The 12,589-nt window shown below is 71.1% G+C and carries 10 protein-coding genes; 4 read left to right on the top strand and 6 right to left on the bottom strand.

The features are described 5' to 3' along the window. The first annotated feature begins 111 nt into the window (after window positions 1-111). Window positions 112-1,896, top strand: coding sequence for an N-acetylglutaminylglutamine amidotransferase (locus tag AQJ84_RS31945; RefSeq protein WP_030037545.1), 1,785 nt, complete (start codon window positions 112-114; stop codon window positions 1,894-1,896). Beyond that, window positions 1,869-4,112: a S9 family peptidase gene (locus tag AQJ84_RS31940; protein ID WP_030037544.1), complete on the top strand. Its 2,244-nt coding sequence runs from the start codon at window positions 1,869-1,871 to the stop codon at window positions 4,110-4,112. The genes AQJ84_RS31945 and AQJ84_RS31940 overlap by 28 nt, the downstream gene beginning before the upstream one ends. Before the next feature lie 274 nt (window positions 4,113-4,386). Here AQJ84_RS31940 and AQJ84_RS31935 read toward each other — a convergent pair whose 3' ends face one another. Both AQJ84_RS31935 and AQJ84_RS31930 read right to left on the bottom strand, forming a co-directional pair. Beyond that, window positions 4,387-5,109, bottom strand: a complete 723-nt coding sequence (locus tag AQJ84_RS31935) for a VOC family protein (RefSeq protein WP_030037543.1) — start codon at window positions 5,107-5,109, stop codon at window positions 4,387-4,389. Window positions 5,110-5,350: 241 nt separating this feature from the next. Continuing rightward, a complete protein-coding gene (locus tag AQJ84_RS31930) occupies window positions 5,351-5,986 on the bottom strand; it encodes a hypothetical protein (RefSeq protein WP_030037542.1) in 636 nt (211 codons plus the stop codon). A gap of 205 nt (window positions 5,987-6,191) precedes the next feature. On the opposite strand from AQJ84_RS31930, the gene AQJ84_RS31925 reads away from it, so the two are divergent. Both AQJ84_RS31925 and AQJ84_RS31920 read left to right on the top strand, forming a co-directional pair. Beyond that, window positions 6,192-6,677: a hypothetical protein gene (locus tag AQJ84_RS31925; RefSeq protein ID WP_030037541.1), complete on the top strand. Its 486-nt coding sequence runs from the start codon at window positions 6,192-6,194 to the stop codon at window positions 6,675-6,677. Between the two features lie 175 nt (window positions 6,678-6,852). Beyond that, entirely contained in the window at window positions 6,853-8,613 is a 1,761-nt protein-coding gene (locus tag AQJ84_RS31920; RefSeq protein ID WP_030037540.1) for a serine/threonine-protein kinase, read from the top strand. A gap of 65 nt (window positions 8,614-8,678) precedes the next feature. Here the strand turns inward: AQJ84_RS31920 and AQJ84_RS31915 are convergent, their stop codons facing one another. The 4 genes from AQJ84_RS31915 to AQJ84_RS31900 form a co-directional block, all read right to left on the bottom strand. After that, window positions 8,679-10,013: an alpha/beta fold hydrolase gene (locus tag AQJ84_RS31915; RefSeq protein ID WP_030037539.1), complete on the bottom strand. Its 1,335-nt coding sequence runs from the start codon at window positions 10,011-10,013 to the stop codon at window positions 8,679-8,681. A gap of 216 nt (window positions 10,014-10,229) precedes the next feature. After that, window positions 10,230-10,703 carry an MSMEG_6728 family protein gene (locus tag AQJ84_RS31910; protein ID WP_053190359.1) on the bottom strand — a complete coding sequence of 158 codons (474 nt, stop codon included), beginning with the start codon at window positions 10,701-10,703 and terminating at the stop codon, window positions 10,230-10,232. Between the two features lie 211 nt (window positions 10,704-10,914). Beyond that, on the bottom strand, window positions 10,915-11,916 hold the full coding sequence (locus tag AQJ84_RS31905) for a glycoside hydrolase family 43 protein (protein ID WP_030037536.1): 1,002 nt from the start codon (window positions 11,914-11,916) through the stop codon (window positions 10,915-10,917). A gap of 196 nt (window positions 11,917-12,112) precedes the next feature. After that, entirely contained in the window at window positions 12,113-12,502 is a 390-nt protein-coding gene (locus AQJ84_RS31900; RefSeq protein WP_030037535.1) for a VOC family protein, read from the bottom strand. Window positions 12,503-12,589 lie beyond the last annotated feature (87 nt).

The raw sequence follows: 12,589 nt of genomic DNA, 5'->3' as shown, positions 1-12,589 counted from the left end.
GAAAGGTTTCGTCATGCCCAGCACCACCGCCCGGACCGTGACCGGAAGGCGGGATCCGGCATCCCCGCTCCGGCACGCCACCCCCCGCGGCTGGGAGGGAGGCGAGGCACCATGTGTGGCTTGAGCGGCGAGATCCGCTTCGACGGAGAGCGACCCGACCTCGCGGCCGTCGAACGCATGAGTGACCGGCTCGCCGCGCGCGGGCCCGACGGACGGGGAACCTGGACGCAGGGCGCGGTGGCACTGGGCCATCGCCGACTGAAGATCATCGACCTGTCGGATCTCGGAGCACAGCCGATGACCGACGCCCGCGGCGAGATCACCGGTGTCTTCAACGGTTGCGTGTACAACTACCAGGAGCTGCGGGACGAGCTGCGCGGCCTCGGCCATCACTTCGCGTCGACGTCCGACACCGAGGTCGTACTGAAGGCCTACCAGCAGTGGGGAATCGCCTGCGTCGAGCGCTTCTACGGCATGTTCGCGTTCGCCCTCGTCGAGCACCGCACCGGACGTGTGGTGCTGGGCCGCGACCGACTGGGGATCAAGCCCCTGTACCTGGCCCGGACGCCGGGCCGGCTGCGGTTCGCCTCCTCGTTGCCGGCCCTGCTCGCGGCCGGGGACGTGGACACCTCCCTCGACCCGGTGGCCGTCCACCAGTACCTGAGCTGGCACGCCACGGTGGCGGCGCCACACACCGTCCTCAACGGAGTCCGCAAGCTCCCGGCGGCCACCGTGCGCGTCGTGGAGCCGGACGGCACGCACCGCGACCACCGGTACTGGCAGCCCTCCTACACACGCCGGCCCGAGTACGCCGACATGGCCCCGGACGAATGGCGTGACCTCGTTCTGGAGGCCCTGCGCACGGCCGTACGCCGCCGGATGGTCTCCGACGTACAGGTCGGCGTCCTGCTCTCCGGCGGACTGGACTCCAGCCTGATCGTCGCGCTGCTGGCCGACGAGGGGCAGCGCGACCTGATGACGTTCAGCGTGGGGTTCGAGGCGGAGGGCGGCGAGGAGGGCGACGAGTTTCGGTACTCGGACCTGGTGGCCCGGGAGTTCGGCACCGACCACCGTCGGCTCATGGTTCCCTCCCACGGCGTGTCGGCGGCCCTGGACGGGGCGGTCGCGGCGATGAGCGAACCGATGATCAGCCACGACGTGGTCGCCTTCCACCTGCTGTCCGAGCAGGTGTCGAAGGAGGTGAAGGTCGTGCAGAGCGGGCAGGGCGCCGACGAGGTGTTCGCCGGATACCACTGGTATCCGGAGCTGGCCGACGCCGCCCGCGAGGAGGAACCCGAGAGGTACGCCGCCACGTACTTCGACCGGCCGCACGCCGATCTCACCCGGATCCTGCAGCCCCACATGCTGCCTCACGAGGACGTCTCGGGCCGTTTCGTCAGGGAGCACATGGCGGTGCCCGGGGCGGAGACCGCCCTGGACGCGGCCCTTCGGCTGGACACGCACGTCATGCTCGTCGACGACCCGGTCAAGCGGGTCGACAACATGACCATGGCGTGGGGCCTGGAGGCCCGAGTGCCGTTCCTCGACCACGAACTGGTCGAGCTGGCCGCGGCCTGCCCGCCGGAGCTGAAACTGGCCGACGGCGGCAAGGGCGTCCTGAAGGCGGCAGGCCGCAAGCTCCTGCCCCGGGACGTCGTGGACCGGCCCAAGGGCTACTTCCCCGTCCCGGCCATCAAGCACATGGCGGGCCCCGTCCTCGACCGGGTGCGTGAGGCGCTCGGGTCGCCCGAGGCGAACAGGCGCGGCGTCTTCCAGGAGTCGTACGTGGCCGAGTTGCTAGCGGCACCCGACGAGCACCGGACCAATCGCGGAGCCAACGCCCTGTGGCAGGTAGCTTTGCTGGAGATATGGCTGCAGACGCACGGAATCAAGTGACCGACGAGTCGGGCACGCGGCCCCCGCACACAGCGGCGTCGCCCCCGCCGCCCGCCGCCGCTTTCCCCGGGGCGGTCGATCTGGCGCCGGAGGCTCTGCCGTTCTCCGACCCCTGGCCGGCGGACGCGCACGGGTCCGGCCGCGCCGCCGCCCCCGCTCAGGTGCTGCTGCCCGACGCGGGTGGCCCGCGGGACGCCGTGACCCGGCTGCGCGCACACGGCTGCTGGTATCCCTCCGCCAACGCCGACGGCACCCAGGCGGCCTTCATCTGCGACCGGGGCGGCGTCCCCCAGCTGTGGGCCGGGCCCGTGGACGGGGACGAGGTGCGGCTGCTCGACTCCTCCCCTGATCCCGTCAAGGAGGTCTCCTGGTCACCGGACGGCCGCTGGATCGCGTACACCACCGCACCGGGCGGTGGCGAGCACTCACGGGTGCTGTGTGTACGGCCCGACGGCACCGGCCGCCACATCCTGGCCGGAGCGGACCCGGCCAGTACCGCCTATCTGGGCTGCTGGACGCACGACGGCTCGGCGGTCGCCGTCACCGTCGCCGCACCGCCCGCCCCGGCCTACGGGGACGGCACGGGGCCCGCCCCGGTGGACCTCGATCCCGCCGGTACGCCGCTGCCGCCCGACTGGACCGACCGGGACGGCCGCGCGACGCTCCTGGGCGCGACCCGGTACGCCGCACCGCCGCCGGCCACGGCCCTGACACCCAGCGACCTCAGGATCCACGCGGGACCCGCGGTCAGGGCCGGCGGCGGCCTGTCGGCCTACCTGATCGATCCCGACGGCCTGGCGTCCCCGGTGCTGCTCGCCACGGAGACCCACGCCGCCACCCTGCGCGTGTGCGACGTCAGCCGTGACGGCACACTCGCTCTGCTGCGGCGCGGGCCGCGCGGGCGGCGGGAGGCGTTCGTCCGGCGCACGGCCGACTCGGCGACGACCTACACGATGCCGGTCGCGGACGGTGATCCGTGGATCGGCCGGTTCTCTCCCAACGGGAGGACGCTGTGGCTGCGCAGCAACGCCGACCGGGAGTACGCGGCGCTGTTCGCGGTCGCTCTCGACACCGACGGCAAGCCGCACGGCAGGTCGGTCGTGGCGGAACGCGAGGGGCAGGACCTCGAACTGCTCTCGATGGCCCATGACGGCAGCACGGCCGTGCTGGTGTGGAACGTGCAGGGCGCGAGCGATCTCCAGCTCGTCGAGACCCTCTCGACGCGGCAGGTCTCGGGCGGCACGGGCCCGGCGAGGCCCGTCTCCCTGCCGCACGAGGTCGTCACGCGTGTCGCCGCGGCCGGGCGCGGGCGCCTGCTGTTCGCGCTGTCCGGCTCGCAACGCCGTCCCGGCGTGTGGTGGGCCTACGAAGGGGTGTCCCTGTCCCGGACCCCGTGGTCCTCCCGAGACGAGGACGCCGTCGGACCGGGACGCCCGCCCGTCCGCCCCGCGCCCCTGCGTCTGCGGGCACGGGACGGGCTGCCCCTGAGCGGCTGGTACTACAGGGCCCCAGGGCGTCCGCCCGGCGAGCCGGCGCCCTGTGTGATCCACCTGCACGGCGGTCCCGAGGAACAGGAACGCCCCGTGTTCAACCCGCTCTACCACGAGCTGCTCGGACGCGGTCTCGACATCTTCGCCCCCGACGTCCGCGGCTCGTCGGGGCACGGCAGGTCGTTCGTCGACGCCGACCTGGGCACCGGTCGTTTCGCCGCGCTGGACGACGTCGCGGACTGCGCGGCCCACGCGGTGACGGAGGGCCCCGCCGACCCGACCCGGCTGGCGGTCATGGGGCGCTCCTACGGCGGCTATCTGACGTTCGCGTCCCTCGTGTGGCACCCGGACCTGTTCCGCACCGGAGTCGCCGTCTGCGGCATGTCCGACCTCCTGACCTTCTTCTCCGGTACGGAGCCCTGGATCGCGGAGTCGGCGGCACACAAGTACGGCCATCCCGAGCGCGACCGCGAGCTGCTGCAGGCCCTCTCCCCGATGAGCCGCATCGACGCGCTGCGGGTTCCCCTGCTCGCCGTCCACGGCGAACACGACACCAACGTGGCGCCGGCGGAGTCCCAGCAGTTCGTACGGGCCGCTCGTGAGCGCGGTGTCCCCGCCGAGCTTCTCACCCTGCGCGACGAGGGCCACGACTTCCTGCGTGCGGACAACCGGCGACTGTTCCGGCGGGCCGCCGCCGACTGGATGGAACGGCATCTTCGCCCCTGACCCGGCCCGGCGTGGCGGGCTTCCCGGCGCCGGTGTGGCGCCGGTGCGCTCCAACCGGCCTGCCACGCCGGTGACTTCGCCTTCGCGCATGTCACGCTTCGACCTCCCGGTGGGCAGGCCGGCCGCACAACGCAGGGCCCGCCCGCGGGGCAGGGTGCCGTCTGTCGGTCGGTGCTGTACTTGGCCCCCGCCGTCGCTGACACGGGCCGGGTACACCCGAGCCACGTCAATGACACCGCCCTGCGCCGGCCGCCTCCCGCGAGGGCCGTCTCCGCTACCGGGGCGCCGACACGGAGAACTCGTTGTCGTCGGGGTCGGCCATCATCACCGAGCGGGTCTCGCCCCCGCCGGTGTCGATTCGAGTCGCCCCGAGGGAGAGCAGACGGTCGACCTCCGTGTCCCGGTCACCGTGGACAGGCGGAGCGACGTCGAAGTACAGCCGGTTGCCGCCGGTCTTCGGCGCCACGGGCGGGCCGCCCCACGTGAACTTCGGACCGCCGTGCGGCGAGCGGATCGCGGTCTCCTGGTCCTGATCCCAGACCAGCGGCCACCCCAGCGCCCGGCTCCAGAAGTACCCGACCTCCTGCGAACCGTCGCAGGCCAGCGCTCCGACGAACCCGCAGTCGGCGAGGAACTTGTTGCCCGGCTCGATGACGCAGAACTCGTTGCCCTCGGGGTCGGCGAGCACCACGTGGCCCTCTTCCGGGCGCTGGCCGACGTCGATGTGCCGTGCGCCGAGCTCCAGCGCCCTGGCCACCGTCTGCTGCTGGTCCTCCAGAGAGGTGCTCGTCAGGTCGAAGTGCACTCGGTTCTGGCCGGCCTTCCGATCCTGACTCGGCAGGAAACGGAGCCGGAACCCGGTGTCATCACGGGGCAGGAGTGTGACACCGTCGCGCGGATCGTCGACCAACTCCCACTCCAGGAACCCGGACCAGAACCCCGCGAGAGTCAGCGGTTGGTTCGCGTTGAAGCAGACCGCGAACAGTTGACACGTCATCCCTGCGCATCTCCGATCCGGTGACCGATCGCTGTCGACAGGGCGCCTTACCGGCCCTCGAATCGGCAGCCTAGAGGTGCGCCGGTGTTACCCGCAGCCGAGTTTTTCGACGGCGGTTCCGACACGTCGACGGCAGTCCCCGACACGTCGATGGCAGGGCCCTGTGTGGCCGTTGCGCGTTCGTGCCTGCCCGGAGAGCAGGAACGCCCCACGGCCACCGCTCAGAGTGCCAGGCGTCGGCTCACGCAGTCTGCTTCTCGGCCTGGGGCTTGGTGGCCTGTTCCGACGCGTCAGGGGCGTTGTAGAAGACGGAAGAGCCCTGCTTGCTGCGATGGGCCTGGTTCCTGGCGACCAGCCCTTCGAGGGTGGTGCGTACGACGGTCGCCTTGATGGTGCGGTCGGGGTGGGCCTGGCCGAGCGCTGTGCAGATCTCCGCCGCCGAGCGAGGTTCGCTCTGCTCGCCGAGATGGCGGCGGACCAGGTCGACCAGCGTCGGCTGGGCCGTTGACGCGTTCTCTGCCTTGTTTTCGGACTTCTTGGCCGCCGGCTTCTTGGTGCTGCCGCGACGGGGCGCGGGAGCGGACTTCTTGGCCCGCGCCTGCTTTCCGCCGGACTGGCTCGTTGACTTCTTGCGGGCGGCGGGCACCGTGACGGCCTTCGCGGGGGCCGCGGGCTCCGCGGGAGCCGGCGCCGTGCCGATCGCATCCCGGATGCTGACGAGCACGGTGTGGTCACGCTGGAGTGCCGCCAACTGCTCCTGCAGCGCGGCGATTTCGCCGCCGATACGCTCTTGCTCCTTGGCGTTGCGTTCGAGGTCTGCGGTGACTTGGGCGGTGTACTGCGATGTCAGTTCGGTGGCGACAGCGTTCTCGGACATGGGACGCACGACCTCTCCTCGGTTCACGGCGGGCTTGAAGGGCACGCACATGTGTCTGCCCTTCCGCGCTGGTACCTGCGGGCAGCAGGGATGTCCAAAACACAACCCTTGACGTAGTGATAGTACGGACATCCGGAGCTAATTGTTCTCGTCGAGCATGACTGTGCACCGTTCGTGTGCCGGGACCGTCTGACAACATGGCGCCGTGCTCACCCCGTCTCCCGACGGTGACTACACGGTCACCACGCTGTACTCCGGTCCCGACGACGCCTGGTACGTGGAGTTGGACGTCGTCGACGGTCAACGCGCCCTCGTGACCGCGATCGTCCCCGACGAGGATCCGACGCGGGAACCGACGGTGTGCTTCGACCCTCGCGGACGGCACCTGGACGTTCCGTACAGGGTCATGCGTTGGTTCATGGACCTGGTCGAGGAGGAGATCCGCACGTCCCGCGCCTGGATGCGGCTGCGACCCGAGCTCGTCGAGGTCATTCACGGGCTGCGCCAGGAGTATCTGGGCGTCATTGGTGACGACGAGTTCCCCCGTGTCCTGGCGGAGGTGCGCTCCGCCGTCCCGGAGGCCGACCTCCCCGCCGTCCTCGCGGCCGCGTTCGGGCGGAGACCTGATGGCACCACGATGGATGACGTACAAGCACTCCTGCCCCCGGACGGCCAGGTGGACGGAACCTGAGTGGTGTCCTGCGCGCCCGGTCCAACCCATGTGCTGTGCAACCGAGTTGGCCGCACGTCGGCCATGAGGCGGGCCGTGGCCGTCGTCCCACGGCCCAAGCCCGCCCGCCCGGGGCCGTCGCAGGGCCGTCCAGGGGCCGTGAACGGTGTCGGCGGCGGCCACTAAGCTCCCGCACATGAGTGAGGCAGACAGAGGCACCGGGCGACGGGTCGTCGACGGGCGCTTCGAGTTGGAGGCCCGCCTCGGTGGCGGTGGGATGGGCACGGTCTGGCGGGCCAGGGACCTGGTGCTGCACCGGATGGTGGCGGTCAAGGAGGTCCGCCCGCCCGACCGGGACCTCGCCGAATACGACCCCGAAGGCGCGCGGATGCTGCGCGAGAGGGTGCTGCGCGAAGCCAGGGCCCTGGCCCGCATCGACCATCCGAACGTCGTCACCATTCACCACATCGTCGACGGCGGCGACGCCACGTACCCGTGGATCGTGATGGAGTTGGTCAGCGGCGGCTCGCTGGCCGACCAGCTGGCCCGGGGGCCGATGCCGCCGGTCCAGGCGGCCCGGATCGGCCGGGGCGTGCTGGCCGCGCTCGTCGCCGCGCACGACGCCGGTATCCAGCACCGGGACGTCAAGCCCGCCAACGTCCTGCTGCGCCCCGACGGTCGTCCCGTCCTCACCGACTTCGGCATCGCCGCGATCCGCGAGACCACCGGCCTCACCGCCACCGGGTCCGTCATCGGAACGCCCGACTTCATGGCGCCGGAGCGTGTCTCGGGGCAGGAGGGCGGATCCGCCTCCGACCTCTGGTCGCTGGCGATGATGCTGTACACCGCCGTGGAGGGCGAGCACCCACTGCGCCGGGGCAGCACTCTCGCGACCCTCGCCGCCGTCCTCTACGACGACGTGCCGCCGCCGGTGCGGGCCGGCGTCCTGCGGGACGTCCTGATGAGCGTGCTCGTACGGGACCCGTCGGCGCGGCCGTCCGCCGAGGTGCTGGACCGAAAGCTGGCCGAGGCCGAGTCGGGGTGGACCGGCCCGCAGGTACCGCGCGAGCCCACCTCCTACCCACTGAACCCGCCACCCGCCTCGGCCGCGGTGACGCACGCCGACCCCGGCATCCCCGGCATCCCCGGTACGGCCGATCCGGCACGGCCGGCCCCCGCGGCCGGGTTCGGGCCGCCGCTCGCCTACCCCGGGCCGGGACTCGCCGTGCACCAGCCCGTGACCGCCCCCGTGCGAGCAGGGCGCCGGCGCAACCCCCGTCGGACGGTCCTGCTGAGCGCCTCGGGGGCCGCACTGGCCGGCACCCTGGCCCTGGTGTGGTGGCTGCTGCCCCCCGGGGGCGACACGGGCGACTCGGACGCGGGCGCCTCGCCCTCCACGTCGGCCCCGAAGACGTCCACCTCGCCGACCGCCGCCGCCCCGGCCGCTGAACAGTCGCCGGACTCGGACTCGGACTCGGACTCGGAGTCCGACTCGGAGTCCACCGACATGCTCACCCCGGACGGCATCCGCACCGCCATCAAGGCGTTCGAGAAGGAGACCGGCCGGAACATGTTCGGCGACTTCTCCGTCTACCCGGAGTACGTCATGGCCCGGCTGATGGTCAACGGCAGCAAGACCCGGTACGACTCCTACACCTACCGCCCCGGACAGGGCGTCCAGGAGAGCGGCATCGCGGGCAGCCTGTCCGGCGGCAACAAGCCCGTCAGTCTCGACGGCTTCGACTGGGACAAGGTCCCGGCGCTGCTCGACGAGGCGAACAGGAAGCTCAAGGTCGACGATCCGGAACTCCGCTACCTGTTGCTGAGATCACCCAACGACGTCTTCGACACCCCGGCCGGGATGGCCGTCTACCTGACGAACAAGTACAACGAGGCCGGCTACCTGGAGGCCGACCCCGACGGCAAGGTGACCCGGGTGATGGCCGCGGACGGCTGAGCGACGACCAGGAGTTTGCAGACGGCGGCCGGACGCTGCTCCCGTGCACCTGAACGTGACGCGTGTCAGGGCCGCAGCGGCAGGGTGGCGCAGTTGGATGTTGCCGGTTCCCCGTTGAGGCGGTCGGTGAGCCAGGAGATGGCCTCGCCCTGGTCGGTGAGCAAGGGCGTGAAGTGGTTGATCAGTGAGCGGCCCAGGTCGGGCAGGATCACGGGTTTGTACGTGACGTCGGCGCCCTTGCGGCACCAGTCGACGGCGAGTTGGCGGGCCTGTGCGTGGGGTACGAGGTTGTCACTGGTGCCGGTCGCCAGCCGGACGGGGCCGGACGGCCGCAGCGTGCCGATGCGCTGCTCGGCGAGGAACGCCCGCAGGGCGGGTTCGGACGCGATGACGTCACTGATGGACCTGCCGTCGGTGGTCCAGGCCGTGCTGCGTGCGGAGTTGTAGGCGAACAGCGCGTCCCCGACGCACATGGTGGACAGGTCGCCGAGCGCCGCACGGCCGGCCGCGTTGAGGTGGGCGTCGGCGATCGGCTTGAGGGACGGGTCGGTCTGCAGGAACCCGTTCACGGACCAGCCCAGCGCTCCGGCGAGGTCGCTTCCGTCGATGGCCTGGGTGACTTCCGTCAGGTTGGCGGGCGGTGCCCCCGAGTACGTACCGGCGAGGGTGACGTCGGGCGCGTACGTGGCCTGGAGCTCGGCCGCCGCAGCGGTGGCGCCACCGCCCTGGCTGTAGCCGAACAGTGCCACGCGTGACGCCGAGGTGATCGAGGCACCGCTCACGGAACGGGCCGCGCGGACGGCGTCGAGCACGGCATGAGCCTCGTCGACCCGGTTGACATAGGTGTGCAGTCGGTCCGTGGCGCCGAGGCCGGCGTAGTCGGTGACCACGACGGCGATGCCCTTGGCGAGGAGGCGGTAGACGGCCAGATCCTCGTAACCGACCGAAATGGTCTGCCCGTTGAACCGGAGGGGGTTCTCGAGGCCGAGCGACGCGGCGCACTGGTCGCCCTGTCCCATGGTGCCGGGTGCGACGGCGACCAGTGGTCGAGCGCCGGCGCCTTCCCAGGCGGCGGACGGTTCGATGTAGGCGCCGGTCACCGCCACGGGAAGGCCGTTGGAGTCGGTGGACTTGTACATCAGACGGGTGGCCGTGCCGGGGAGTGGGCCGTCGACGCCCGGCAGGCTCAGCGCGAGCGGGAGCGGCTCGGTGCGGACGAGAGCTCCGTTGGCCTGCGGCAGGGCGGAGGGCGGGCTGTAGAACGTGGGGATGGTGACACCGCGGGAGATGACGGCGTCGTCGGAGGGGGTCGCGGCGGCCGGGAGGGCCGAGGCACCGAGGCAGGCGGCGGCGGTGACGGCCGCGGCCGTGATGCGGGCGGGACGACTGGGCGTGGGCATGACAGACCTCCGAGAGGAAGGAGGCCGAGCTTCGCGTGCGGCTCGGGCGGTTGACGGTCCGATGGGGCAGGCGTGGGCGCACGGAGGCGGCCGGTCCCTCAACCGCTGCTCCGCCGCCACTCTTAGACGGAATGTCAGTACGGTAGTGGCGCAGATGTTACCGGCGGTAGCGCTCGGAAGGTTACGGTTGAGTAATGTGCCGGACGGCTGTCGGGTTCAGTCGGTGCGTTGCCGGTCGGAGGCCGGCCACACGTACGGCAGGTCGTCGGGAACGCCCGGAAAGCGGGCTCCGTAGGTGTCCGGGTCCTTGCGTACGAGTGCCGACTGGTGGCTGCGGTGGAAGGCGTCGTCACCGAGCCACGGCGGCAGCTCGTGGGCCGTCCCCAGGTCCGCCTGGCTCCTCAGTGGAGTACTGGGGTGGTACGCGGCGAAGTCGGCCACCAGAGTGGCGGCGCAGCTGTCCTGGTGGCCGAGTTCCCGCCATACCCGGCAGATCTCCAGCCCGTAGCGGACGAGTGCCTCCTCGTACCCGGTCCACATGGTCACCGCCGGGTGCCGCCGCCATCCGTACCCGGGAACCGTCAGGCCGCGCAGCACCTGGAGCGCCTCCACCCGCTGCTTGCCCAGTCGGCGCCGGTCGAGGACGAGCGCCGACTGCCGGAAGTCGGGGTGGGGCAGAAAGGTCTGCATGAGGCGGCTTCCGTTCCGGGGAGGTGGGACGCTGCGACGGTGTCCGACAGGAGGCAGACAGGCTCGTGCCCGCGCGCGGGGCACGACCTCTTCATCCTGCGGCCACGGCCGGGCCGCGTCGCGTCGGCGAGCACCCGCATGCTGCCGACCGGGTCCCCGCCCGTGCGACACGTGAGCGGCCCGACCTTCGGCGTCCGTCACCCGGGACGTGTCAGCCGCCGCCGTCGAGGTCGGTGCACTGGTGGAGCAGTCGTAGCTCATGGCCGTCGAGCTCCACCTCGTAGAGCTTCCCCCGGGCATCGTCGAAGGGGCGGTGGAGAATCATCATCAGCCGGCCGTCGAAGGTGCGGAACAGCATGCCGTGACCGCTGTCGTCGCGGACCAGGGGGCGGTGCTGTCGCCAGGGCCCGGCGATGTCGCCGGACGGCGACACGGCGTAGGTCTGCACGTAGTTGCCGCTGAGGGCGGTGCCCTGCCCGGCCACGTTCTTCTCGTACGTCGACCACAGCATGAGCAGGGACCCGTCGGGCGTGCGGTACAGCTGTGGGCCGTCGGTGACATAGGGCGGGAGCTGGTTGGGGACACCGCCGGGGATCCGCTCACTGATCCAGGACGCGTCCGAGGCCTTGAACAGGAAGACCGGATCGCCGATCGTCCGGCACAGGTCCGGGGCCAACCGGATCGCTTCCATGGTTCCGTCGACGGTCTGGAGCCACTCGTGCGCGTACACCATCCAGGGCTGCCCGGACGGGTCGACGTAGAGCGTTCCGTCGAGGGTCATGAGATGCCCGGGAGGTGTCGGGCGCGACCCGTCGACGACGGTGAAGGGGCCCAGCAGTGAGTCCGACACGGCGGTGATCGTGCCGCGCATGTGGTTCGGCAGCTGGAAGGGTGAGCCCCATTGGTCGGGCGGCCCTACGGGAAGCGGCTTGTCCTGGTTGTGCAGCGTGGTGAACAGGTAGTACCTGCCGTCCCAGGCGTGGACCTCGGGCGCCCATCCGCCGTCGGTCGCCCAGATGTCCTTCTGCTCGGCGGCCAGGAAGACCACGACGGGGCGCGTCCAGTCGCGCAGGTCGCGGCTGCGGTAGACCATCGTGCCGACGCCGTCCGTGCCTGACACGGACGGGTCGTTGGACGTGTAGAGGTAATAGGTGCGGGTCGGGTCGTCGGCGACGATGAACGGATCGTGCAGCGGCATGTCGGGCAACCGCATCAGGTCGGTCTCAGTCACGGTCACAGAGTACGTTGCCGCGGTCTGCCGGTACGGAGGCACGTGTCCGCCGGGTGGCCGGGCAGGTGCCCCAAGCGGCCGGGCAGGTGCCCTGGGCCTGGTGGACGCGAACCCAGCGTGTGCGAGCCGCGATTGGGGGCCGCACCCCGTGCCGGAGTGCGGCCCTCGGTGCGTGTGCCTACGAGGTCCAGCCGCCGTAGGGCACGGTGATGAGTTCCATGGCGTGGCCCGCGGGGTCCATGAAGTACACGCCGCGGCCACCGTCGTTGTGGTTGATGGTTCCGGGCTGCTTCTGCTGAGGGTCGGCGTAGTGCTCGATGTCGCGCTGCTCGATCCGCGCGTACGCCGCGTCGAACTCCTCCTCGGACACCAGGAAGGCGTAGTGCTGCGGGGTGATCTTGTCCGCGGGGATCGTGGCGAAGTCCAGCGTGACGCCGTTGCTCAGGCCGACCGCGACGAACGGTCCCCACTCGCCGGTGATCTCGAGGTCGAGCAGGTTGGCGAAGAACTCCGCGGACTCCCGGTTGTCCCGGGCGTGGACGATCGTGTGGTTCAACTCGACTGACAAGGAATGCCTCCGAGGGCATCTCCCGACACCTCCATGCCTCACCCAGCCGGTGACCGACACGCGATGTCGCCGTAGATGCTAACCGTT

This window comes from Streptomyces resistomycificus (assembly GCF_001514265.1).
In the GTDB taxonomy this organism is placed as follows: domain Bacteria; phylum Actinomycetota; class Actinomycetes; order Streptomycetales; family Streptomycetaceae; genus Streptomyces; species Streptomyces resistomycificus.
This window is presented reverse-complemented; position numbering and strand designations above follow the sequence as displayed.

Bases quoted from the DNA above. Each gene is read 5' to 3' on its own strand.
- AQJ84_RS31945 (WP_030037545.1), top strand. From the start codon at position 112: ATGTGTGGCTTGAGCGGCGAGATCCGCTTCGACGGAGAGCGACCCGAC.
- AQJ84_RS31905 (WP_030037536.1), bottom strand. From the start codon at position 11,916: ATGCGGTTGCCCGACATGCCGCTGCACGATCCGTTCATCGTCGCCGAC.
- AQJ84_RS31915 (WP_030037539.1), bottom strand. From the start codon at position 10,013: ATGCCCACGCCCAGTCGTCCCGCCCGCATCACGGCCGCGGCCGTCACC.
- AQJ84_RS31935 (WP_030037543.1), bottom strand. From the start codon at position 5,109: ATGACGTGTCAACTGTTCGCGGTCTGCTTCAACGCGAACCAACCGCTG.
- AQJ84_RS31910 (WP_053190359.1), bottom strand. From the start codon at position 10,703: ATGCAGACCTTTCTGCCCCACCCCGACTTCCGGCAGTCGGCGCTCGTC.
- AQJ84_RS31930 (WP_030037542.1), bottom strand. From the start codon at position 5,986: ATGTCCGAGAACGCTGTCGCCACCGAACTGACATCGCAGTACACCGCC.
- AQJ84_RS31940 (WP_030037544.1), top strand. From the start codon at position 1,869: ATGGCTGCAGACGCACGGAATCAAGTGACCGACGAGTCGGGCACGCGG.
- AQJ84_RS31920 (WP_030037540.1), top strand. From the start codon at position 6,853: ATGAGTGAGGCAGACAGAGGCACCGGGCGACGGGTCGTCGACGGGCGC.